19 protein-coding genes and 2 pseudogenes are annotated in these 22,415 nt (G+C 69.5%); 11 read left to right on the top strand and 10 right to left on the bottom strand.

Annotation, left to right across the window (positions count from 1 at the left end; genetic code table 11):
* Positions 1 to 156 precede the first annotated feature (156 nt).
* The 3 genes from ACFYOY_RS23045 to ACFYOY_RS23035 all read left to right on the top strand — a co-directional run bounded on the left by ACFYOY_RS23045 (position 157) and on the right by ACFYOY_RS23035 (position 3,685).
* Positions 157 to 951, top strand: coding sequence for a Tat pathway signal sequence domain protein (locus ACFYOY_RS23045; protein ID WP_388589183.1), 795 nt, complete (start codon positions 157 to 159; stop codon positions 949 to 951).
* A 65-nt stretch (positions 952 to 1,016) separates the two neighbouring features.
* Positions 1,017 to 2,348 (top strand): copper amine oxidase, encoded by a 1,332-nt coding sequence (locus ACFYOY_RS23040; RefSeq protein WP_351878892.1) that lies wholly within the window; start codon positions 1,017 to 1,019, stop codon positions 2,346 to 2,348.
* A gap of 89 nt (positions 2,349 to 2,437) precedes the next feature.
* Positions 2,438 to 3,685, top strand: a complete 1,248-nt coding sequence (locus ACFYOY_RS23035; protein WP_351878889.1) for an SAV2148 family HEPN domain-containing protein — start codon at positions 2,438 to 2,440, stop codon at positions 3,683 to 3,685.
* A 39-nt stretch (positions 3,686 to 3,724) separates the two neighbouring features.
* Here the strand turns inward: ACFYOY_RS23035 and ACFYOY_RS23030 are convergent, their stop codons facing one another.
* Complete coding sequence (locus ACFYOY_RS23030) at positions 3,725 to 4,552, bottom strand: ATP-binding cassette domain-containing protein (RefSeq protein WP_351878886.1); 828 nt, start codon at positions 4,550 to 4,552, stop codon at positions 3,725 to 3,727.
* Positions 4,549 to 5,256 carry an FCD domain-containing protein gene (locus ACFYOY_RS23025; protein WP_351878883.1) on the bottom strand — a complete coding sequence of 236 codons (708 nt, stop codon included), beginning with the start codon at positions 5,254 to 5,256 and terminating at the stop codon, positions 4,549 to 4,551. The genes ACFYOY_RS23030 and ACFYOY_RS23025 overlap by 4 nt, the downstream gene beginning before the upstream one ends.
* A gap of 366 nt (positions 5,257 to 5,622) precedes the next feature.
* On the opposite strand from ACFYOY_RS23025, the pseudogene ACFYOY_RS23020 reads away from it, so the two are divergent.
* Both ACFYOY_RS23020 and ACFYOY_RS23015 read left to right on the top strand, forming a co-directional pair.
* A pseudogene (locus ACFYOY_RS23020) lies at positions 5,623 to 5,928 on the top strand (exonuclease domain-containing protein); the annotation flags it as partial.
* Positions 5,929 to 6,047: 119 nt separating this feature from the next.
* A complete protein-coding gene (locus ACFYOY_RS23015; RefSeq protein WP_388589179.1) occupies positions 6,048 to 6,788 on the top strand; it encodes an exonuclease domain-containing protein in 741 nt (246 codons plus the stop codon).
* On the opposite strand, the gene ACFYOY_RS23010 is transcribed toward ACFYOY_RS23015, so the two are convergent.
* The 6 genes from ACFYOY_RS23010 to ACFYOY_RS22985 all read right to left on the bottom strand — a co-directional run bounded on the left by ACFYOY_RS23010 (position 6,785) and on the right by ACFYOY_RS22985 (position 14,504).
* A complete protein-coding gene (locus ACFYOY_RS23010; protein WP_388589177.1) occupies positions 6,785 to 8,098 on the bottom strand; it encodes an MFS transporter in 1,314 nt (437 codons plus the stop codon). The genes ACFYOY_RS23015 and ACFYOY_RS23010 overlap by 4 nt on opposite strands.
* Complete coding sequence (locus tag ACFYOY_RS23005; protein ID WP_388589175.1) at positions 8,095 to 8,751, bottom strand: helix-turn-helix domain-containing protein; 657 nt, start codon at positions 8,749 to 8,751, stop codon at positions 8,095 to 8,097. Before ACFYOY_RS23005 ends, ACFYOY_RS23010 begins: the two co-directional genes overlap by 4 nt.
* Positions 8,752 to 8,814: 63 nt before the next feature.
* Positions 8,815 to 9,222: a hypothetical protein gene (locus ACFYOY_RS23000; RefSeq protein ID WP_351878871.1), complete on the bottom strand. Its 408-nt coding sequence runs from the start codon at positions 9,220 to 9,222 to the stop codon at positions 8,815 to 8,817.
* The gene (locus ACFYOY_RS22995) at positions 9,209 to 11,143 is read right to left on the bottom strand and encodes a hypothetical protein (protein ID WP_388589171.1); all 1,935 of its coding nucleotides are present in this window, start codon (positions 11,141 to 11,143) and stop codon (positions 9,209 to 9,211) included. The genes ACFYOY_RS23000 and ACFYOY_RS22995 overlap by 14 nt, the downstream gene beginning before the upstream one ends.
* A 98-nt stretch (positions 11,144 to 11,241) precedes the next feature.
* Positions 11,242 to 13,014 (bottom strand): hypothetical protein, encoded by a 1,773-nt coding sequence (locus tag ACFYOY_RS22990; RefSeq protein ID WP_351878866.1) that lies wholly within the window; start codon positions 13,012 to 13,014, stop codon positions 11,242 to 11,244.
* Between the two features lie 35 nt (positions 13,015 to 13,049).
* On the bottom strand, positions 13,050 to 14,504 hold the full coding sequence (locus tag ACFYOY_RS22985; RefSeq protein ID WP_388589168.1) for a tyrosine-type recombinase/integrase: 1,455 nt from the start codon (positions 14,502 to 14,504) through the stop codon (positions 13,050 to 13,052).
* Between the two features lie 65 nt (positions 14,505 to 14,569).
* On the opposite strand from ACFYOY_RS22985, the pseudogene ACFYOY_RS22980 reads away from it, so the two are divergent.
* Positions 14,570 to 14,992 (top strand): annotated as a pseudogene (locus ACFYOY_RS22980) (3'-5' exonuclease); the annotation flags it as partial.
* A gap of 124 nt (positions 14,993 to 15,116) precedes the next feature.
* Entirely contained in the window at positions 15,117 to 15,719 is a 603-nt protein-coding gene (locus ACFYOY_RS22975) for a TIGR03086 family metal-binding protein (RefSeq protein WP_351878860.1), read from the top strand.
* Positions 15,720 to 16,083: 364 nt separating this feature from the next.
* On the opposite strand, the gene ACFYOY_RS22970 is transcribed toward ACFYOY_RS22975, so the two are convergent.
* On the bottom strand, positions 16,084 to 16,983 hold the full coding sequence (locus ACFYOY_RS22970; protein WP_351879552.1) for an aminoglycoside phosphotransferase family protein: 900 nt from the start codon (positions 16,981 to 16,983) through the stop codon (positions 16,084 to 16,086).
* A gap of 196 nt (positions 16,984 to 17,179) precedes the next feature.
* On the opposite strand from ACFYOY_RS22970, the gene ACFYOY_RS22965 reads away from it, so the two are divergent.
* The 4 genes from ACFYOY_RS22965 (at position 17,180) to ACFYOY_RS22950 (ending at position 21,633) form a co-directional block, all read left to right on the top strand.
* Positions 17,180 to 18,124 (top strand): sugar ABC transporter permease, encoded by a 945-nt coding sequence (locus tag ACFYOY_RS22965; protein ID WP_351878857.1) that lies wholly within the window; start codon positions 17,180 to 17,182, stop codon positions 18,122 to 18,124.
* Positions 18,121 to 19,035 carry a carbohydrate ABC transporter permease gene (locus ACFYOY_RS22960; RefSeq protein WP_351878854.1) on the top strand — a complete coding sequence of 305 codons (915 nt, stop codon included), beginning with the start codon at positions 18,121 to 18,123 and terminating at the stop codon, positions 19,033 to 19,035. The genes ACFYOY_RS22965 and ACFYOY_RS22960 overlap by 4 nt, the downstream gene beginning before the upstream one ends.
* A complete protein-coding gene (locus ACFYOY_RS22955; RefSeq protein ID WP_351878851.1) occupies positions 19,035 to 20,339 on the top strand; it encodes an extracellular solute-binding protein in 1,305 nt (434 codons plus the stop codon). Before ACFYOY_RS22960 ends, ACFYOY_RS22955 begins: the two co-directional genes overlap by 1 nt.
* Before the next feature lie 280 nt (positions 20,340 to 20,619).
* Positions 20,620 to 21,633, top strand: a complete 1,014-nt coding sequence (locus ACFYOY_RS22950; RefSeq protein WP_351878848.1) for a CDP-alcohol phosphatidyltransferase family protein — start codon at positions 20,620 to 20,622, stop codon at positions 21,631 to 21,633.
* On the opposite strand, the gene erm is transcribed toward ACFYOY_RS22950, so the two are convergent.
* Positions 21,537 to 22,403: an ErmE/ErmH/ErmO/ErmR family 23S rRNA (adenine(2058)-N(6))-methyltransferase gene (erm, locus tag ACFYOY_RS22945; RefSeq protein WP_388589236.1), complete on the bottom strand. Its 867-nt coding sequence runs from the start codon at positions 22,401 to 22,403 to the stop codon at positions 21,537 to 21,539. The genes ACFYOY_RS22950 and erm overlap by 97 nt on opposite strands.
* Between the last annotated feature and the right edge of the window lie 12 nt (positions 22,404 to 22,415).

Raw genomic sequence — 22,415 nt, 5'->3', positions numbered from 1 at the left:
CTGGCCGGACCCATCCGCCCTTTCAACAGAACTTCCTCAAAAGGGAGGCAACCTACGGCCATATCGGTTCGTCCTACCGGGTGACCTCCGCGTACGCGTATCCCGGTATGCGGTCCGATGTGATGACAGGGGGGATTGGGGGAGGATGTGCGCAAGATGATGCACCGCCACCTGGGCAAGGTGGTGGCCGGCGCGGCTGTGGCCGCCACCGCCACGGCGGTCATGATCGGGGTGACGCTCCCGGGGAGCGCCTCCGGCAAAGAGGGCTCGGGTGGGGGACCCCAGGGCTCGGCGGCGGAGCAGGGCCAGGCGGCCCGGCAGCTGCCCGGTGTGGTGGAGGACGCGCCCGAGCAGGGCCGTACCGGCACCGGCCGCGACCCGCTGACCGACGATGAGATGAAGCGCGCCCAGACCCTCACGGGCGGCGGCGGCTTCCGGCTGAGCAGCGAGGACGTCAAGGGCGCCAAGGGCCCCGAGCGGCTCTCCACCGACCTCGCGGAGCTCGGCCCCGACGAGGTGGGGGCCGCCGACGCGCCGCGCCGCGCCGAGGTGACGTACTACGACTACAAGGACGACACCTACGTCACCAAGACGGTCGACCTCGGCAGCGGCAAGGTGACCGGCACCGACACCCAGCACGGGGTCCAGCCGCCGCCCAACCGCGACGAGGTGATGGAGGCCGCGCGACTGCTGATGGCCGACAAGCTGGGCGAGGGGCTGAAGAAGGACTTCAAGGACGCCACCGGCAAGGCGCTGACCCGCCCGGACCAGCTGACCGTCACCGGCTTCGTCTACCGCGCGGGCGAGGGCAACCCCGGTCCGGCCTCGGTCGAGGACTGCGGCGCGCACCGCTGCGTACGGCTGTTCACCCGAGTGGTGAACGGCCCCTGGATCGACACCCGGCAGATGGTGATCGACCTGAGCGCCCGCAAGGTCGCCAAGCTGAGCTGAGCTGGGTGCCAGGCACCGGCGCAGCGCACACCCCTACGCCTCACCTTCATCACAGGAGTCTCCCCATGCCTGAAAGCAGGCTCCGCCGCGCCCGTGCCCGGGTCGCGGCGGCCATCGGCGCCTCGGCGCTGCTCGGCACCGTGGCGGTCGCCGCCGGGCCGGTCGGCACCGCCCAGGCGGCCCCGCAGAGCCCGGCCGCGGCGGATTGCAGCACCCCGTACAGAATCGAGCAGAAGCTGGACGGCGGCACCACCTGGCGGATGTGCTGGCACTACGAGAGCAAGGCCGGGCTGGTGCTCGACGACGTCTCGTACCAGCCCAAGGGCGAAAGCGCCCCGATCAAGGTGCTGACCTCGGCCAAGCTGGGCCAGATCCATGTGCCGTACGACGACGGCAGCAATGAGTACGACGACCTCACCGGGCAGGACTTCGCCCAGGGGCTGCAGCAGCTCGACCCGGCCGAATGCCCCGGCGGCACCATCAAGACCGTGCGGGTGCCCGACGCCTGGGACCCCGAGCATCCGAATGTGAAGGGCCTGTGCGCCACCACCCGGGCCCGCGGCCATGCCTACCGCATGGGTACGGGCGGCTTCGGAGGCGGCGAGGAGAACAAGGTGTACCAGCTGCAGGGCAAGGACCTGCTGCTCTACACCGTCAACCAGGTCGGCTGGTACGAGTACATCACCGAGTGGCGGTTCGCCGGTGACGGCACCATGACCATGCAGGTCGGCGCCACCGGCACGCTCTCCCCGATGGACTACGACGCGGGCGACGGCCGCGGCTGGCCCATCGGCAAGGGCGCCAAGGACTACGCCACCAGCCATGCCCACAACGTCTTCTGGCGGCTGAACTTCGGGCTCGACGGCTCGCCCAAGAGCAAGGTCGAGCAGTACGACTCCAAGACCACCGCGACCTCGGGGCAGATCCCGAAGACCAAGACCACCCGGACCAAGGTCACCAAGGAACTGGCGGGCGACGCGGCGCCGGCGCGGTGGTGGCGCGTGGTCAGCGCGGCGGGCAAGAACAAGGACGGCCATCCGCGCAGCTACGAGATCGTCCCCGGCCACACCACCAAGTACCAGGGCCGTAGTTTCACTAAACGCGACGTCTACTTCACCGAGTACAACAAGTGTGAGCAGTTCGCCAGCAACAATCTGCGCAACTGCGGCGCCGGGGCGGGCAAGAGCGTCGACAAGTGGGTCAATGGCCAGACCCTCAAACACCCGATCGTATGGGTCAACATCGGGTTCCATCACATCGCCCGGGATGAGGACCAGGAGCCCATGCCGCTGCACTGGCAGGGCTTCCAGCTCTCCCCGCGCGACGTCACCGCTATGAATCCCCTCACGCCTCCTGCACTGTCCGGACACAACGGCCATACAGAAGAAGAACGTTGACTTGATAGGCAGGACCTGAGTGTCGCACCGCCCCCGCCAGCGCAGTAGTCTGCGGTGATCGTTGGACGGGGGCGGAAGGCGGTGCACAGGTGAGCTCGGGCGGGCTGGAGCTGCCCCCCGGTGACGGAGGTCCCGGGGGTGACGGCTCCACCGACGCACCTCCCGGCGCAGTGTCCCTGGTGCGGCCGATGGAGATCGGAGCGGAACTGGACTGGGGTGCCGACGCCTGGAGCGAGGTGCGCACACGCGCACGCCGGGCCGGGCGGGCCTATATCTGGCTCAACCTCGTGGAACAGCGGCTGCGCGCGGTCGTCAACGCCGTACTGCGGCCCATCTACGAACCGGTCCACGGCGAGGACTGGGTCATCGCCGCCGCCGGCCCCGCCGGGCAGGAGTGGGTGCAGCGGGCGGTCGCGGTCCGGGAGGTGAGCCGGCGCAAGGGCTATCTGCTCGACCCCGCCGACGACAATGTCGTCAGCTTCCTGACCCTGCCGCAGCTGCGGGAGCTCCTCGTCCAGCACTGGCCGTGCTTCGAGCCGTACCTCGACGACCGCCGCGAGGTGGAGCTGGCCCTGGACGAGCTGGAGGTCGCCCGCAATGTGGTCTCCCGCAACCGCGCCCTGTCCGTGACGGTCCTCGCCCAGGCCGAGCGCGCCTCCGCCCGGCTGCTGGAGATCCTCGGCAGCGGCACCGGCTCCCCCTCCGCCGACCGGCTGCCCATCGACGCCGTCGAGGACCTCGTGGGCGACCGCTACGCCGATGTCGTGGGCGTCCATCCCGACCGGGTGCGGCTGCAGCGCCAGCTCCCCGCCGAGGACCTCTTCGGCAACGCCCGCCGACTCGACGCCGTCGGCATCGGGCTCAACCTCCTGGTCCAGAACTACTCGGGCCGCCGGCTGGTCCGGCTGGCCGAATCCGGCTGCCGGGCCCGGCTGCTCTTCCTCAACCCGGCGAGCAGCGCGGTACGGCGGCGGGAGCGCGAACTGGGCCTGAAGAAGGGCGAGATGAGCCGCTCGGTGGAGATGAACATCCTCCATATGCGGCGGGTGCGCGCCCGGCTGCGGGACCCGGACGCGTTCGAGATCCATGTCTTCGACGAGACCCCCCGCTTCACCGCCTACCTGGTCAACGGCGACGGCGCGGACGGCCTCGCGGTCGTCCAGCCGTATCTGCGCAAGGCCCGGGGCATGGAGGCCCCGGTCCTGGTGCTGCGCGGCGGCGGGCGGGGCAGCGACGTCGTCCGCGAGGGCGCGGGCCAAGAGGGCGAGGGCGGGCTCTTCGGCACCTACCGCGAGGAGTTCGAAAGCGTCTGGGCGGACTCCCGGCCGGTGTCCTGACCGGACGGCCCGTTGCCCTGAAGAACCGGCTGCCCGTTGTTACTGAACCGGCTGCCCCGCGCCCTGGTACGGCGGCCGCAGCGCCCGGGCGGCCCAGCGGCCGTCGGTGCGGCTGATGTGCACCGGGTGGTCGAAGCACTTGCTGATGGCGTCGGTGGTCAGGACCGCGTCGACCTCCCCCGAGCTCAGGCACTCGCCCTCCCGCAGCAGCATCGCGTGGGTGGTGCTGGCGGGCAGCTCCTCCAGGTGGTGGGTCACCAGGACGGTGGCCAGTTCGGGGTGTTCCCGGCGCAGGGTGTCCAGGCTCTCCAGCAGCTGCTCCCGGGCGGCCAGGTCCAGGCCGGTGGCCGGTTCGTCGAGCAGCAGCAGCCGGGGGAGGGGCATCAGCGCCCGGGCGATCAGCACCCGGCCGCGCTGGCCCTGCGACAGGGTCGGCCAGCGCGCGTCCAGCTTCCCGCCCATGCCGAGGGTGGTGAGCAGCCGGTCGGCGCGGTCGCGCTGCTCGGGGGTGGAGTGGCGGCGGGGGACCGGCTCCACGGTGTTGGTCAGCCCGGTGAGCACCACGTCCCGCACCCGCAGCGGGGAGCGCAGCGGATGCCGGGGGTCGACATGGCCCACGAACGACCGCAGCTCCCGCAGATCCACCCGCCCCAGCGTGCGGCCGAGGACCTCCACCGTGCCGTGCGTCGGGTGCACCAGTGCGCCCGCGAGGCTGAGCAGGGTGGACTTGCCCGCGCCGTTGGAGCCGAGCAGCGCCCAGTGCTCCCCCTGGTGGACGGTGAGCGAGATCGAGCGCAGCAGCGGGGTGCCGTCGCGCACCACATCCACATCGCGCAGCCTGAGTACGGGGACGGCCGGGGCGGTCACGGGGCCGCCACCTCCTTTTCGCTGTCGAAGAGTTCCATGACGGCCTCGAGATGGGAGACCGTGGCCGCGATCGCGGTGTCGGCGTCCCCGCGCGCCAGCCCGTCCAGCAGCTCGGCGTGGGCGCATGACACATCGGGCAGTGCCGTCTCGTAGCTGACCATCTCCACCAGGGCCGCGCGCAGCACCGGCAGGACGGAGGTGAACAGGCCGAGCAGCACGGCGTTCCCGGACAGCTCCACCACGGCCCGGTGGAAGGCCAGATCAGCGTCCACGAAGGCGGCCGGTTCGCCTCCGGTCCGCTCCTCGCGCAGTGCGAGATGGTCCCGCAGCCGCCCGATGTCCTCGGGGCGCAGGCGCCCGGCGGCCAGCCGGGCGGCCTCTACTTCGAGAGCACGGCGCACCTCGTACACCTCCCGCAGCCGGGCCCGGCGCAGCAGCCGCCGCAGATCGCCCTCCTCGGCGGGGGCCGGGGGCTTCGCGGCGTAGGTGCCCGAGCCATGGCGCACCTCCACCAGCCCGTCATGGACCAGCAGCCGCACGGCCTCCCGCACCGAGGAGCGGCCCACGCCCAGTTCGGCGGCGAGCGCCACCTCATTCGGCAGCCGCTCACCGGGCCGCCACCGGCCCTCCGCGAGCATCGCGCGCAAGGCGCTCTCGACCCGCGGCACCACGGGCCCGTGCCGCAACCGTGCCGTCTCCGCCACCGCGCCGCGCCTTCCTGAACGATCTTCCGAGGACGGCGGGACTCTAACACGGAGTCCTCGGACGTCTGAGGACTTGCCGTGGCTCGCAGAGCTGTGGCTCACCGGGTTCCTTCAGGATTCCCGGCCTTCTGGTGATGCGGATTCGCGAGGGCCGGATCGTGCACGTTCGCGACTATAGGGACGGGCTCGGTGTGGCCCACGGCATGGGGCGCCTGAGCGCCGTCGTCGCCGGCCTCGGTGACCGTTCCTGAGCCTCTGACGTCCCCCTCGTCCGTCCGGCGTGGACCTGGCCTCACCCGTCGTTGTCAGTGGTGCGTGGGAAGGTGGTGCACACCTGGGGGAAGTACGACAAAGGGAGGGGCGGTCATGGGCTGGCATCGGGGGCTGCTGATCGGATTCGATCTGGAGACGACGGGCACCGATCCGCGGACGTCACGGATCGTGACGGCGGCCGTGGTCGAGGTGAGGGACGGGGAGCCGATAGGGCGGCGCGAGTGGCTGGCCGATCCCCAAGTGCCCATTCCCGACGGCGCCGTGGCGGTGCACGGGATCACCAATGAGCGGGCGGCGGCGGAGGGCCGGTCCGCGCGTGAGGTGGTCGAGGAGGTCGCCGAGGTGCTGGTGGCCCACTGGCGCGCCGGCGCCCCGGTGGTGGCGTACAACGCGGCGTTTTATCCACGCACTCCACACGCGTCTCAAGTGTCTCGTCTCGCAGGGCGTGCCAGGGATCTGCTGCGCCTTGAACCGGTCGACCGCGCGCTGGCGCCCAGCTGCCCCCTCGGAGTGCTGTGATGAGCTGGACCAGCGATTCGATGGTGGCCTTCGATCTGGAGACCACGGGCACCGACATTGAGACCGACCGCATCGTCACCGGAGCACTCGTCAGGCTGGATCCGGACGGGAACCCAGCGGAGGAGCGGACGTGGCTGGTCGACCCGGGAATTCTGATTCCTGCGCAAGCCATAGCGATTCACGGCATCACGACTGAGCATGCCCGCACGCATGGAGCCCCGACTGCTTCCGTAATCACAGAGATCACGCAGGCCATTACGGAAGTTCTCAGCTCTGGGACGGCGTTGGTGGTCATGAACGCGCGGTACGACCTCTCCCTTCTGGACCGTGAATGCCGACGGCACAACGTCACTCCGCTCACAGAGCGGTTGGAAGCGATGCCTTCTCCGGTCATCGATCCCTTGGTGCTGGACAAGCACGCAGACCAGTATCGGAAGGGGCGGCGCAATCTTCAGGCACTCTGTGCCCACTACGGGGTGCCGCTGGATGATGCGCATAACGCGGCAGCGGACGCAGCGGCTGCCGCTCGGACGGCACGCAGACTGGGTGAGAAGTACTCGTCCATAGGATCGCTGCCTCTCGCGGATCTGCATGATCTTCAAGCCCGTGCGGCGGCCGAGCAGGCTGCCTCTCTCCAGAGGTATCTGCGTCGTACATCGGATGCGACCGCCTACGTCGAGTCGGCATGGCCGGTGATCCCGTTCAGTCGCGAGGAACTTGGTCCTCTGACGCGAGGCTAACCGGACGAGGGCGAGGATGCGGACGCTGATGCCGACGGTGCGCCGGGTGCTGGTTCCGGCGGAGTGTCGGGCAACTCGCGGATACGGGGGACCGGCGAAGGCAGCACCCAGACCAGGCACATCACGGCCCCGGCCGTTGCGATCCACAGTGTCGGGCGTAGCCCGACAGCCGTGCCGAGTGCTCCTCCCGCGAGCGCGCCCAGCGGGCGCACGCCGTGGGTGAGGGTGCGGTAGGCCCCGTTGACGCGGGCGCGCAGGGCGTGGGGGGTGAGCGCCGTTTGAAGTGAGCCCAGCGAGATGTCGACGATCATCGCGCCCACGCACGAACCAAATTCGGCGAGGAAGAGGAGGCTGAGGACGAGCGCGTCCGGCCCGTCCGCGAGGGGTACGAGCAGCAGCGGGACTGGGAAGGCCACGAAGCCGATGACGACGGCGGGTCCGATGCCGACGCGGCGCACGAGACGGCCAGTGAGGGCGGCACCGACCAGCCCGCCGATCGCGCCGACTCCGAGGACCGACCCCAGCACGCCTGCGCTGAGGCCGAGTTCGGTGGTGGCGTAGAGCACGAAGAGCGTGTGAAAAATGAAATTGAAGAACTGAACCGTGGCGGATCCGGCGAACGTGGCCCGCATGACGCGCGAGCGGAAAATCCACCGCAGGCCCGCGGTGAAGTGCCCTTTCGCGGGTGGCACGGCCGACGGTTCGACGGGGGTTATACGGGCCAGACAGTAGGCGGAGGCCAGATAGGTCGCCGCGTCAGCGAGGAGCGCGAGCGGCGCGGTGAGCAACTGGACGAGGAGACCGCCGGCGCTGGGGCCCGCGACGAAGGACATGGCCCGGCTTCCGTTGACGAGGGAGTTGCCCTCGATATAGCGCTCGGCGGGGATGAGCGAGACGAACAGGATGGTGTTGCAGACATCGAAGAGGACGGTCAGCGCGCCGATCCCCAAGGCGACCGCGTAGAGCTGCGTGAAGGTGAGTGCGTCCAGGGCGTACGCGATGGGAACCGACGCGATGAGCATGGCCCGCGCCAGGTCCGTGGCGATCATGACGCGGCGGCGGTGCGCTCTGCTGTCGGCCCAGGCGCCCGCGGGAAGCGAGAGCAGCAGGGCGGGCATGAGCTGGGCCGTGGCGAGCCAGCCCATCTGGGCGGCGTCGGCGTGGAGGGCGAGGACGGCGACGAGAGGGAGGGCGATCTGGGATATCTGGTCGCCGACCAGGGAGATGCTCTGGCCGGTCCAGTAACGGCGGAAGGAGCGCTTGCGCAGGAGGTCGGGGACCTTCGCGGATAAGCGGCCCGAGGCCGTCATCGCGGGCCGCCCGTGCTGTCCGGAGCGATGGAAGTCTCCTCGTTGCCTGCGGGCCGTTGCGGCAAGGGAAAGGCGGCCCGGACGATCTGGACGAGCCGTACGCCCTGGGGGCGGGCGGCCGGGTCGCCCTGCCGGTCCTCGTAGGGGCGCAGTAGACGGTCGAGTCTTTCGCCGAGGTCGGCGAGCTCCTCTGCCGTCAGGTAGAGCACTTGGTCGCCGATGTGCTCGGCTTCCTGCCACTCGCGCGGTAGATCGTGGCGCTCTTCGATGGCGCGGGTGATCAGCTCGAAGTAGCGTTCGGCGACCGCAGTTTCCAGTGCCCTGCTGGCCTCTGCGACGGCAGGGTCCTCGGAGTAGTTGGGCCACTGAGTGAAGCGTGCAGTGGCCCGCCAGGGTTTCTCGCGGCCTTGGCCTCCCGGCGCGACCTCGACCAGCCCGTACTTTGCGAGCATCCGCAGGTGGTACGAGCAACTGGCGACGGATTCGCCAGTGAGCTCGGCCGCGCGGGTCGCGGTGAAGGGGCCTTCGGTACGGAGCAGGCCGACGAGGCGCATGCGGGTGGGATGGGCGTAGGCGCGCAGAGCGTGAGGGTCGGTGAGCTGGGTCGTGCGAGCAGGGGCTCCCGGTGGCTCGTTCTTCTGACTGTTCGACATGTTGTAAAGGTATCTTTAGAAAGATTCCTTTACAACATGTGCTGTGGATGGTTCTGGGCCAGCTCAACGTCGGTCGATGCGGGTAACCCGGTCATGATGGCTTGAGGCTTGAGAGAGGCGCTGGTTCTCGAGCGTGAGGAACTGAACCTGCTGTGCGAGGACGTTGATGGAGGACCGGAGCTCCCGCACCTCGCGCGTGTGCTCCTGGCGAAGCCCACGCTCGGCTGCTTTCAGAGACTGGACCTCCTGCCGGAGGGACGCTAAGGGTGTGGCTGCGTCTTCTCGTTCGGCTACGAGGTTTCGGAACTTCGCCAGAACATGGGGGTAGCGGTAGGCGCTGGCTCTGCTGACGTCGGCTTCAACGGCGAGTGAGGCGACGGTGAGGGAACCGTCACTACGGGTGGGCTCTCCGCGGAGCAGACGCTCGGACGCCGCCTCGAGGGCTGCTTCGATGGGTTCAGCTGTGGGCACGGTCGACTCCCTCGATCACTCTGATGATGTCGCTCGTGTGCCCTCGCAGAGCCGTGCGCTGGAGATCGGAGAGCCCGACGAAGGTCAACGCACGCTCGGTGTCGCTGCGTGCCGCTTCCCACGCTGGGCGATGACGGGTCGTGATGGTCGAGTTCGCACAGCGCTCGGGACGGCAATTGTTGAGCAAGGGCCGGTCCTCAGTGCCTGCGGTTCGGCACAGGGCGGTTTCAGGTTGGTAGTAGCAGTCGTTCAGAGTCCCGACGTGCAGAGTGTGCGCCGAGGCCTTGAGCATGGCGTGGAGGCGCCGCTCATCGACCACTCTGCCGGGAAAGTCCTGCAATTCCTCCTGTACGCGGGCAAACTCGTTGTCGGTCCGTGCACCCCCTGGAGCGGTCGAGCGCACCCCGGCCTTGAAGTCGTCGTAGCGTTCCACGATGTCGGCCAAGCGGGCCAGGGCCTCTTCGGCGGCGACTTCCGCGCGGAAACCGGAGGGCGAAGTCCCTGCGTAGCCCTCGAACATGGCTACGGAGAGGTGCTTGTACTGGACCATCCCCGCGACGGTTCCGTACGGACGGTGAGCGATGTGCCATGCCACGGTTCTGCGGAACTGGCGCGTTGTGAGATTCCACGGCTCTCCGTCGACATCGGGTACTGGAAAGCCGATGTCCGCGCAGTGTGCCCGGAACGCGTTGAGGTTCTCATTCATCCGGTTGGCGGAGATCGTCGAGTACGGGCGACCAGCGACCGGTCGGCAGAACAGCAGGTCACGGTGGGGCAGGCATTCCAGGACTTCGATGGCCTGCGCGACGGGCTCGATGACCACCCAGCTCTCCGGCGCCCCTCGCCCGCCCTTGACGAGTTGCGATCGCACTTTGTGCCTGACGACGACGCCGTCCGTACTCCGTTCGGTGAAGTGACAGCCGTCTCGGAGTTCCTTGACCTCGGAGTCGCGCATTCCGGACAGATAGGCGATGAGGATGTAGCAGGCGGCTCGCAGGAGCCGTTCCTCATGGGGGACTGCGGGAGGACTGAACCTGTCCCGCCAGGGGCGCCCGGTCTGCGGATGCGGAGTGATGGGTGTGTCCATGCCGCCAGGCTCAGGTCCGAGCCGCTCCAGTGCCCTGACGATGTGGTCATCGTAGGAGCCGCCTGCTATATCCCGCCCCGCCCTCGACTTGCGCATGATGTACGTGTAGGCGGGTGAACCGGCCAGGTGCGGTTGGAGACCGGTGCCGTCCAGAACCGGGACCCCGCGCCCGCCTGCCGCAAGACTGTCGAGATAGCGGTCCAGCCGTGCGAGAGACAGTCCGTGGATCTCGCTGACAGAGGCCTGCAGTTCCGTCAATTCGGCGCGTGCACTGATGATGTCCGGTGCTGCGGTATGTACGTAGAACAGGGCGGCCTGTACCAGCGGGGCGATGACCCTGGGTGGGATCCGGGGAGTCTGGTTTTCGTGTCTACTCACCGCCGGGCCGCCGATGATGCGGGAGAGGGGGCGGCCGTTCCACGGATTGATCTCCAACGCGTCCGATGGCATGCCCTCTGCCGCGAGGTGGAGGCGTGGGATGACCTGGAGGCGATGGCGCAGACTGCTCGGCATCAGTTCTTCGCCGTGGCAGTGAAGCAGATAGGAATCGAGAACCGGCTGTGTCATGGTGTCCAGGCGAATCCCAGCGTGTTCGGTGTCGAGAAACCGGAAGAAACACCGCAGATTCCACCACTCCGCCGCCACTGTCGAGATGGAAGGAAGCGCACCACGAACCGGGTGTGTGTTGAGTCTCCAGAAGAGAAACTCGCGCGCGGCCTCGCGCCGGGTGGCATCACTGAGTGACTCGAAGTCGATGAAGAACTCGCTGGCGTAGCGGTTCCCCGCGTGCCCGGCGACCGCGAGATCCCAGAAACGGTCCCCGAATTGCGGCATGAGGGATGGATCGGCGGCGAGAGGTCGTCCGGACAGAACCGGTGTCGTGTCGGCAGGGCGGTTGGCACCATGGCCAAGTGGTAGTGGCTGGGCGGGCATCAGTGGCCTCCCAGTAGGTTGTGGGGCAGGAACAGCAGAGGCTCGGAAGACTCGGCGATTGCCTTGGCGCTGAGCACGTCGCCCTTGCTGAACCGCGGGACGATCAGTTGCAGAATCTGATGGTGAACCTTGCCAAAGCGCGCTGCCCACTCCGCTGCGGGCGTCTTGGCCCGTTCAGCCTCAATGTGGTTGAGGAAGGCCAGGATGGCTGGGAGTTTCCTTCGGGTGATCACGGCGTTGCTGCACCCCAGACAAGAGAAGAAGGAGACGGGACATGCCTTGCCCTTGATGCCGAAAGGCGAGTCGAAGAAGCTGCGACAGGACGACAACCACAGGTCGGATTCGCCGGACAGAAGTGGCGGCAGCTCCTCGGCGGAAACGCCGAGTGACTCCCATGCGTCCGCAGGATGTTGTGTGAGCCTCTCTTCCTCCTCTGGCGTCAGCACCACGGGAGTCTGGGCGTCAGCGAGTGCGTCCTGCAGGCCGTCTGCCACGGCCTGTTCGTGCAGATTGCGCAACGAGGGGATGTCTGCGTAGTGCGCTGCGGCGATGTCCGGTGAATGCCCCTGCACGAACGCCGACATCCTCCCGCCGGTTACCTTGTAGACAGCTGCCTTGTACGTCTTGCGAAGCCGGGAAAGGCGCAAGTCGACGGGTTTTCCCCCGTCAGTGAGCCGGTGTGTCGACACGAAGCTCCGCGCCACGCTCGACGCAGATCCAGCGCTGAAGCCGGCGGACAGAATCCCGTCCTTCGTCCGGAACTGCCACAGCGCCGATGAGCCCGTGGCCTCTCTGACAGGGGCAGTGATCCGCAGGGCCAAGCGCAGCAGCCCGCCGGGCGAGTTGGACGAGCCGTCCCGCACCCGCATCGTGTTCCACTCCTTGCCGTGCCGACGCCGCTTGAGGTATTCGACCTGTACATAGCCCCGGTTGGGATTCTTCAGGCAGTCGGAGGTCAACTCTCTGGCCGCTTCCACCTCCATGCCGCTTTCGAGGCAGAACAGAAGAAGCAGGGCGAACAGGTCGCGGCTGGTCGGATACACCAACGGTGCGAGACGGCCGGGAGTATGCGCATCAGCCAGCGCCGTGCCGACCAGTTGGGCAAGCTGCTGCCGTGTGAATGTTCCTTGGCTCCGGTGGATCTCCCACAGCACATTGGCGTCGGAGTTCCAACCCGCCATCCGTGGATCCTGCCCCTGTGCCAGGAGTGTCGGCCCGTCAAGCGTCAGGCGCCGAACTGCATCGTCGACATCGGAACGTGCAGCAGTGCGCAACTGCTCGACGATGTGCGGTGAATAGGCGTCACGAGGTGTGTACGAGCCCACCGGACCGGCAGAGGTATGGGAGAGCCGCCGGAGCATGGCTGCAGACAAGCCGGATTCCTTGTCGCTGAGGCGGCGCAAGATCCAAACGATGTCGGCGATACGTGAGTAAGGCGTCCTGGAAGACTCCGGATGCCTCTCTCGAAGGTGGCTCTCGAACCCGTCGAGGTGACGCGGGAGGAGGTCATTCACTCGCAGTTCCACGCCTTCCGTGGAGTCCAGCCAGCGTGCCCATTCCAGGCAAGAGCGTGCGCGATTCCGGAGAGTATGTGGGGATCCAGTCCCCTGGCCTACGGTGCATGACACCGCCAGCTCGGCACCCAGTGCGCGCAGCAACCGCTGCTGCGGCTCGTGGGTCCAGTCCACGACAGCCATCCGGTCGTCCGAGAACGTGACCTCGATCTTCAGGAGTCCGAGCGTGGTTGGAGTCTGGTCAACGGTCTGGAGCACGGGTGCGTTCAACCGAGCCCGACGTCGTCCCCGGGTTACCACGCGCTCGCTCCCTGTGTCTGCGACACCTGAGTCGCCGTGTCCGCGACCTCGGACGTCCAGGCGTCCACCGCACCATCGATCAATGCCTGAGCCTGGTCGGTGCAGTCGAGGTAGATGTACGTCGTGGTGATCGAGGAGTGCCCCAGCAGGCGGCGCAAGTGATCGAGCGGGTCGCCAATGATCCGGCGGTAGACGCCGTCGGCCACCTCATGCCTCTCAACCGAGCCGATCTGTTCATGGATCAGCGCAGACAGTAGATGCACGGCGAAGGTGTGCCTGAGTACATGGGGTGTGGCGGCGACGTCGATCTCGTACGTACGGCATCTCTCCGAGGCCCGCACGAAGACGGACTCCCAGGCCGACAGGGACACAGGCCGAGCTTCCTGGCCCAGCCATACGCACGCCGGCCCGACGGGATGGCCCTGCTCGTCAACGAGGTAGAGCCGGGAGCGGACCGCTGGCGGCACACGTGACCAGGGAACTTTTCGGAGCCGGCCGTCCTTCGAGGGCATCCGCACACCCCGCCGGTCGGCTTGACTTCCGAGCACCGCACCGGCCGGCAGCGGGCAGCCTCGGGCGCGCCAGCGGTCGAGCATCAGGGAACGCTCGATCTCTACGTAGTCGGCCACCGCACGGAGGACACGGTTCGGCAGCAGGACTCTGCGTCCCTTGTCCCGTTTGGCGGTCGGCGGCGCCAGGTCGAACGGCACACTCTTCATACCCCTCTGGCTGTCCAGAGTGGGGAGTTCCGGCCAGCAGAGCGACGCGGCCTCCTCGATACGCAAGCCTGTGGTGACCAGCAGCTCCGCCATGACGACGTTCCGCTCCGAGTTACGGCCGTGGAAGGATAAATCGGCGGCTTTGGTCGGCAGTTGTCCGCGCAATCCGACATCGCGGAAGGCCGCGTAACGGGCGACAGACAGGAACTTCACGTTTCCGCGCTTGGCGGCCTTCTCTGCTGCACGGTTGTTGCGGACTCGCACCTGCTGTCCGGAGCCGGTGCGCCGTGAGCTCTCGTAGTACTTGAACGGCGTCCGCTCGATCAGGGCCTCGTCCACGGCCCATGTGTAGAACTTGTCCAAGGCGGCGACGCCCCGGTTCCAGGTCGAGGCTGAGACAACCTGTGTCGGGTCGGGAGAGACCCGCCGGGCCTGGTGGAAGGCCGTCACGTCGTCACGGTCGGCTTGCCAGACGGTCTTGCCGCGATGCTCGTGGAGGAACCGCCCCCACGTCAGCAGATCGAGAGCGTACGCCCGCCAGGAGTTCGCTGACCTCACCCCGAGGGTGGGCAAGGACCACAGGAAGCGGTTCAGGTGTACGTCGTAGCTGCCATCCTCGCTGAGGATGAACGGCGCACCGGCATGCAACCCGTGCCGTTCGAGCGCCCTCTGTGCATCGGTGACCCCGGCCGCTTCCAACGCTCCCGGGTCGGTGAAGAAGATCTCCATCTGATCGCACCCCCTGGCCGATCAACGACGACGGAGATCGTGAGACACGGTCGTGCGTGGATAAGGCGTTCGATCTCAGCCTGCTCGCCGCCGAGTTGGAGCGGCACGGGCTGCGCCCGCTGAGCGAGCGGTTGGAGGGCGCGGAGACCGGCCCCGTGGTGGATCCGTACACGATAGACCGCGCCGTCGACCGCTATCGCAAGGGCAAGCGCACGCTGGAGGCGGTCTGCGGGGAGTACGGGGTGGTGCACGACCGCGCCCATGACGCTGGTGCGGACGCGCTGGCGGCGGTGCGGGTCGCGTGCGCGCTCGCCGAGCGCCACCGCGAGGTCGCCGGGCTCGAGCTGTGGGACCTCCACCGCAAGCAGGTGGGGTGGTACGCGGGCTGGGCGGCCGACTTCCAGTCGTGGCTGCGTCGCAAGGGCACCCCGGACGCGGTCGTGGACGGCGGCTGGCCCCTGCGGGAGGCGGGTGCGGTGGTGGGGTAGCGGGGGTGGTGGGGTGGCGGCCCGCCCGGGGGAGAGCGGAGCGCGCCGCACCGATGAGTTTCCGGCGGCCGGCCGGTCCGTATGGATGAGGGGCACCACGGACTCGAACGAGGAGAGAACGACCGTGACCGACGACCAGACCACCATGATCGACTTCGGGCCCACCGCCCACCGGGTGACGGCGCTGCTCAGCGGCGTCTCGGACGAGCAGCTCAGCGCGCCCACACCGTGTGGCACCTACTCCGTGGGAGATCTGCTCGACCACTTCATGGGGCTCGCCATCGGCATGCGCCACGCCGCCGAGAAGACCACGGCCACGGCGGGCCCGGATGCCCCCGCCCCCGGGCAGGGGGCGGCGGACCGTCTTGACCCCGAGTGGCGGCAGGAGCTGCCGCGCCGGCTCGACGCGCTGACCGCGGCCTGGCGCGAGCCGTCCGCCTGGCAGGGCACCACGGAGGCCGGGGGTGTCACCATGCCCGCCCAGATGATGGGCGTCGTGGCGCTGGACGAGCTGCTGATCCACGGCTGGGACCTCGCCCGCGCCACCGGCCAGCCCTACGACTGCGACCCCCGCAGCGCCGAGGCCATCATCGGGTGGCTGTCGGCGTTTCCGGACGAGCAGCGCCCGGACGGCGCGTTCGGCCCCATGGTCTCCGTCCCGGACGACGCCCCGCTGCTGGACCGCGCGATCGCCTTGAGCGGCCGCGACCCGGGGTGGAGGGCCTGAGGGAACGCCGCACGGCGAGTCCGTCGGGCCGCCCGTCCGTGTGGGGACGGCCGGGGCTCGGTTGGCGGCACCCGGGGCCAACCCGTTCGTCCCGGCCGGGGGTGCCGGTGGGTCGTGCCGCCTGCGGCGGGCTGCTCCCCTCCCCGCCCCATCCCGAAACTGGGGCTGCGCCCAGACCCCGCACCGGGGCTGCGCCCCAGACCCCGGGGTCCAGGGGCGGAGCCCCTGGTAACGGGAAGGGGCGGGGAGGGGAGCAGCCCGCCGGACACCCCAAGGCGCGGGCCGCGCGGCGGGTCAGTTGGCGTGGTGCGTGGTGTGTGTGCGTGGTGCGGCGCAAGGTGGCCCCTGAACCGGAGCCGTTCGTTCAGAACGTGTGCCAGCGCACCGTCGGGTCGTCCTCCCGCAGGGAGGCGATGCGGCGGGTGAACTCGGCGCGCGCCGCCGGGTTGCCCGGGGCGTGCTGGGCGACCCAGGCGCAGCTGGCGGTCTCCCGGGCGCCGCGCAGCACCGCGCAGCCGGGCCACTCCCGGACGTCCCAGCCGTACTCCGCCGCGAACGCGTCGTACGCCTCCGCGCCGAGCCCATAGCGGTCCCGGGACAGCGCCATCACCACCAGGTCGTGCTCGCGCAGATCGTGCGAGAAGGTCTCCAGGTCCATCAGTACCGGGCCGTCCGGTCCGATGTGCACATTGCGCGGCAGCGCGTCGCCGTGGATCGGGCCGGGGGTGAGCCGTGGGGTCAGCTCCTCGACGCCGGTCGCGAAGTCGTCCCGGCGGGCGCGCAGATACGCCGCGTCCGCCGGATCGATCGCGTCCCCGGCCAGTCGCAGCCAGCGCTCGATCCCGCCCAGCAGATCGCGGCGCGGCAGCGGGAGCGGTGCCGGATCGGCGGGCGGGTCGGGCAGCGCGTGCACCATCCGCAGCAGCTCCGCGAGATCGCGCGGCCCGGCGGGGCGTACGGGGTCGGGAAGCCGCTGCCAGTACGTGACGAGGTGGTTGGCGAACGGAAGCGGCTGCTCGGAGCCGAAGCGCCGGTCGGGACGTACCGCGGGGACTCCCTCCCGGGCGAGCCAGTCGGCGATCCGCAGCTCCCGGGCGGCCCGGTCCCACACCTCCAGATCGCGGCTGATCCGGACCACCAGGGAGAGGCTGTCGACGGCGAAGACGGCGTTCTCCCCGAGGGCCAGCAGCCGGGCCTCCGCCGTACCGGCCCGGTAGGGCGGCAGCGCGGCCGAGAGCACCGCCCGCGCCCGTTCCTCCGTCAAGGCGACATCCGCCACCGCCACACCCCTCACTCCTCGTCGTCCCGCCCGTCCACGTCGCGGTCCTCCTCCAGCCCCCGCCCAAGTCTCGCATCGGCTACCGCAGGTGAACCGCTTGACTGCACCGCCCGCCCTCCGCACGATGACGTGGGCTCTCCCACCGGACCGCCCTCCCACCGCGTCCGAAGGAGGCCCTGCCGTGATACCCGTGACCGCCGCCTCGGCGCGCTCGGACCAGGGCTCCGCCCCACCCCCGTCCACCGCCCCCGGCAAGGGCCAGGGGCGCGCGGGGAACGGCCACAGGGCGTGGTTCCTGGTGCTGCCCGCCCTGATCCCGATCCTCCTGCTCAGCGTCGGCCCGCTGCTCTACGGCATCGCGCTCGCCTTCACCGACTCGCAGGCGGGCCGCACCGACCCCACCCAGTGGATCGGGCTGCTCAACTTCCAGGACCTGCTGCGCGACACCCTCTTCTGGGAGTCCTTCCGGATCGGCCTGGTGTGGGCGGTCGCCGTCTCCGTGCCGCAGTTCCTGCTCGCGCTCGGGCTCGCGCTGCTGCTCAATCAGAACCTGCGGTTCCGCTGGCTGTCGCGGGCGCTCGCGATCGTTCCCTGGGCGATGCCGGAGGTCGTGGTCGGCATCATGTGGCGGCTGGTCTACCACCCCGACGCGGGGCTGCTCAACGAGACGCTCGGCACCCACCGCGACTGGCTCGGCAGTCTGTCCACCGCCCTGCCCGCCGTCGTCGTGGTCGGCATCTGGGCACGCCTTCCGCAGGTCACGGTCACCCTGCTGGCCGGTCTCTCCAATGTGCCGCGCGAACTGCACGAGGCCGCGGCCATGGACGGCGCCGGCGCCTGGCGCCGCTTCCGCACCGTCACCTGGCCCGCCATCAGGCCCATCGCCCTCGCCATCAGTGCGCTCAGCTTCATCTGGAACGTCAACTCCTTCGCGCTGGTCTACGTCCTGACGGGCGGTGGACCCGGCGGCCGCACCCGGCTGCCGATGCTCTTCGCCTATGAAGAGGCGTTCCGCTACGGCCAGTTCGGCTATGCGGCGGCGATGGGCTGTGTGCTGGTGGCGGTGGTCTCCATCCTGCTGGCCGTCCATCTCGTCGCCCGGCTGAAGGGAGACGACGACGCATGAGCACCCGCCCCAGCGCCAGGAGTCCTCGCCTCACCACCAGGAGTCCCCGCCCCACCGCCGTGCGTCGCGGCCCCACCGCCCGGCGCCGCGCGGCCCGCACCGGCCAGTACCTCGCCCTCCTCGGCTATCTGGTCTTCCTCGCCTTCCCGCTGCTGTGGCTGGTCTCCACCGCGTTCAAACCGCCGCGTGAGCTGGCGAGCCTCCACCCCGGCTGGATCCCCGACCATCCCACCCTCGACAACTTCCGTCAGGCGTTCGACGAGCAGCCGCTGCTGCGGTCCGCCGGGAACAGCCTGATCGCCTCCCTCGCCGCCGCGGCCATCACCGTCGTCATCGCCACCCCGATGGCCTATGTGATGGCCCGGCACCACCGCTCCCCGCTGTCCCGTGCGGCCACCGGCTGGATCGTGGTCAGCCAGGCGTTCCCCTTCGTCCTGGTGATCATCCCGCTGTTCCTGGTGCTCAAGGAGGTCCGCCTGATCGACTCCCTCTCCGGGCTGATCATGGTGTACGTGGTGTGGTCCCTGCCGTTCGCCCTGTGGATGCTGGCCGGGTACGCCCGGGCCGTACCGCGCGAGCTGGAGGAGGCCGCGGCCGTGGACGGCGCGAGCAGACTGCGGACGCTGATCTCGGTGACCATGCCGCTGCTGGCCCCCGGCATCGTGGCCACCGCCCTCTTCGCCTTCATCACCGCCTGGAACGAGTTCTTCTTCGCGCTCGTCCTGCTCAAGTCCCCGCAGAAACAGACGATGCCGGTCATCCTCACGCACTTCATCGGCACCGAGGGCGTCGCCGACCTCGGCCCGCTCGCCGCCGCCTCACTGCTGGCGACGCTGCCCTCGCTCGTGCTGTTCGCGGTCATCCAGCGCCGGATCACCAGCGGCACCCTGGCCGGGGCGGTGAAGCACTGATGCGCCGCCGAACGCTGCTGGCCGGGTCCGCCGCCGGAACGCTGTCCGCCGCCGGGACCCTGCTCTCCGCCTGCGCGCCCGGACGGCGGCGGGCGTCCGACGGCCGGATCACCCTCCGCTTCCAGTCCCTGGCCTGGCAGCAGGAATCCATCGAGGCGAACAAGCAACTGGTGGCGGAATGGAACGCGGCCCATCCCGACATCCGGGTCGACTACGTCCAGGGCAGCTGGGACAGCGTCCACGACCAACTGCTCACCTCCTTCGAGGGCGGTGAGGCGCCCGACATCATCCATGACGCCACCGACGACCTCGCCGACTTCGCCTACGGCGGCTATCTCGCCGATCTCACCGACCTGCTGCCCCAGCGGCTCAAGGACGAGATCCCGCCCCGGACCTGGCAGACCGCCACCTTCGGCGGTGCCGTCCACGGTGTGCCGTTCCTCCAGGAGCCGCGCGTGCTCATCGCCAACCGCGCCCTGCTGGAGCGGTCCCGGGTGCGGATCCCCACCCCCGAACGGCCCTGGAGCTGGGCCGAGTTCGAGGACGCCGCCAAGGAGTTGACCCGCGACGGGACCCACGGCGTGGCCTGGCCGCTCAAGGAGCCCGTCTCCGCGACCCTCAACCTCTCCCTGTCCACCGGCGGCAAGGTCTTCCACCGGGGCGCGGACGGCAAGGTCACCGTCCGGTTCGACGCCGCCGACCAGCGGGTGCCCCGCGTCATCCACGACCAGCTGGGCGGCGACCGCAGCGCCGCACGGACCACCCTCGGCATGGGCGGCTCGGACACCCTCCCCGGCTTCTTCGGCGGGAAGTACGCGATGGTGCCCCTCGGCTTCTCCTACCGCCAGCAGATCGTGCAGCAGGCGCCCAAGGGGTTCGCCTGGACCGTACTGCCGTCCCCGGCCGGGCCCGGCGGCGACCAGCGGCAGGGGGTCAGCCCCCAGACGCTGTCCATCGCCGCCGACAGCCCGTACCAGAAGGAGGCGGCCCGCTTCATCGACTTCTTCCTGCGCCCACCGCATATGGTGCGGCTCGCCCGCGGCGACTGGATGCTCCCCACGGGCCTGACCGCGCTGCGAGACCCCGCCCTGCACACCCGCCGGCACGGCTGGGCCACCGGCGCCGCCCTGGCCGGACGGCTGCGCCCGGCGCCCGCCCAGTCCGTGCGCGGCTATCCGGAGTGGAAGGACAAGGTGGCCACCCCGGCGCTGCAGGAGTTCTACAGCGGGGCGATCGGGATGGGGGAGCTACGGGAGCGGCTGGTCGAGGACGGCAATCTGGTGCTCGCCCGCTACCAGCGGTAGGACGTGCCACCAGCGGTAGGACGCGCCCAGCGGTAGGAGCCGCCACCAGCGGCAGGGCCTGCTCCCAGCGGTAGGAATCCCTCCCGGAGTTGGGAATCGCCACCCGCCGGTCGGTTGCCGTGTCGGCCTCGCCGTCCGGCGCACCTGGCCGTGCCATGGACCCGGTCCCCCTAGCAGACCGTTACCCCTCGGCAAAGGTTGTCCTTGCCTCATCTTGTCTCTTCTCTTAACGGCTTCTTAGCTTCAGATGAACTCCTTTCGAACGCCAGGAAGATTTCCCATGCCCCGAGACATACCGCCGCTCGCCGAGGTCCGCCGGATCACCGAGAAGAAGCGAGACGCGTGGTGGACCGTCATGCTCGTGGACCCGGTGGCCACACCGCTGGTCCGCTGGACCGCCAGGCACACCCGGGCCACCCCCAACCAGCTCACCTGGGGTGCGTTCCTGGTGGGCCTCGGCTCCGCCGCGTGCTTCGCTCAGGGCGACTGGAGATGGCTGCTGCTCGGGGCTGTGCTCTACCACGTGAGCTTCATCTTCGACTGCATGGACGGCAAGCTGGCCCGGCTGACCGGCACCGGCTCGGTCTTCGGGGCCTGGCTGGACTTCGTCTTCGACCGGATCCGGGTGCTGGTCTGCTCGGTCGCCCTGATGGGCGGCCAGTACGCGCGCACCGACGACGTCCTGTATCTGTGGCTCGCGCTGGCCGTCGCGTCCCTGGACTCGCTGCGCTACATCGACTCGCTGGAGATCTTCAAGATCCGGCATGGGATGCGCAAGCAGATCAAGGCCCGGATGCGGGCGGCCCGCAAGGCCGAGAACCAGGCCGAGCTGGCCTTCATGGAGGACCTGCTGCGGGAGAACCCCGAAGCCGATCTGGAGACGGACCGTGACACGGTGGCTCCGTTGGAGCCGGTGGCGCCCCTGGAGACCACGGCGGCTGACATGGCGCCCCTGGAGGCCACGGCGGCCCAGCGCAGCCGCCCCGCCGTCGTCGATCTGCACCAGGAGTTCCGGCGCCGCTTCCCGTGGTGGGTCCGGTGCCGGAACTTCCTGCTGCGCCACCGCATCCGCGCTCATCTCATCAGCGGCATCGAGTTCCAGATGGGTGTGTTCATCATCGGCCCGGCCGTCGACGCGGTGGTCGCGACGACCGTCGTATCGGGTGCGCTGCTGCTCGTCTTCGAGCTGGCCATCATCTACAAGTTGCTGCTGTCCACCCGGGACTTCACCCGCACCATCGACTCCTTCGAAACGGCGGATCCCCTTCGCGCCACCACCCCGCTCAACTCCTGAGCGAGGAACAGCCACTGCTCCGGCGACACATACGCCACCACCACGTCCCGCCCCAGCCCGGCCGCTCGGAACGCCCGGTCGAGTGCGCGGGCGGGACAGCTGCGGCGCAGTGACGCGTGGAGCGAGCCGCCGAGGCCGGTGAAGCCCAGCTCGACCAGGTCCGCGTAGGCGGACCGGGCCGCCGGGTCGGTGAGCAGCGGGCGCGGCCGCCGGGTCAGCCGCACGATCCCGCCGTCGACCGCGGGCACCGGCCGGAAGGCGGCACGCGCCACCCGCCCGCACAGCCGCCACTCGACCTCCGGCCAGGACCGTACGGTCAGCAGGGACCATCGGCCGTAGTCCCCGGTGCGCTTACGGGCGTACTCCGCCTGCGTGAGCAGGGTCGCGGAGGTCAGATGGGGCACCGCCCGCAGCGCCCAGGCCACGATCTCGGCGGTACGGGCGTAGGGCACGTTGCCGACCAGCGCGAACGGCTCGCGTGGCGGTTCCGCGTCCAGGAAGTCCTGGTGCACGACCCGGACCCGCGGATACCGGGCGAGCCGCTCCCGCAGCCCCGGGATCAGATGCCGGTCGATCTCATAGCTGATCAGGTCACGGCAGCGCGGCGCCAGCGCCTCGGTGAGCACCCCCTTGCCCGCGCCGACCTCCACCAGGAGATCGCCGGGCCCGGGGCGGGCGGCGTGTACGACGCGGGCGACGGCGCCCGGGTCGACGAGGAAGTTCTGCCCGTACGCGCGCCTCGCGCGGTCGCGTTCGGTGCGGTGTGGGATGTGGGGTTGATG

The organism is Streptomyces sp. NPDC007875 (assembly GCF_042868035.1).
Classification (GTDB): domain Bacteria; phylum Actinomycetota; class Actinomycetes; order Streptomycetales; family Streptomycetaceae; genus Streptomyces; species Streptomyces antimycoticus.
The sequence above is the reverse complement of the archived record's forward strand: the minus strand, read 5'-3'. Positions and strand labels throughout refer to the sequence as shown.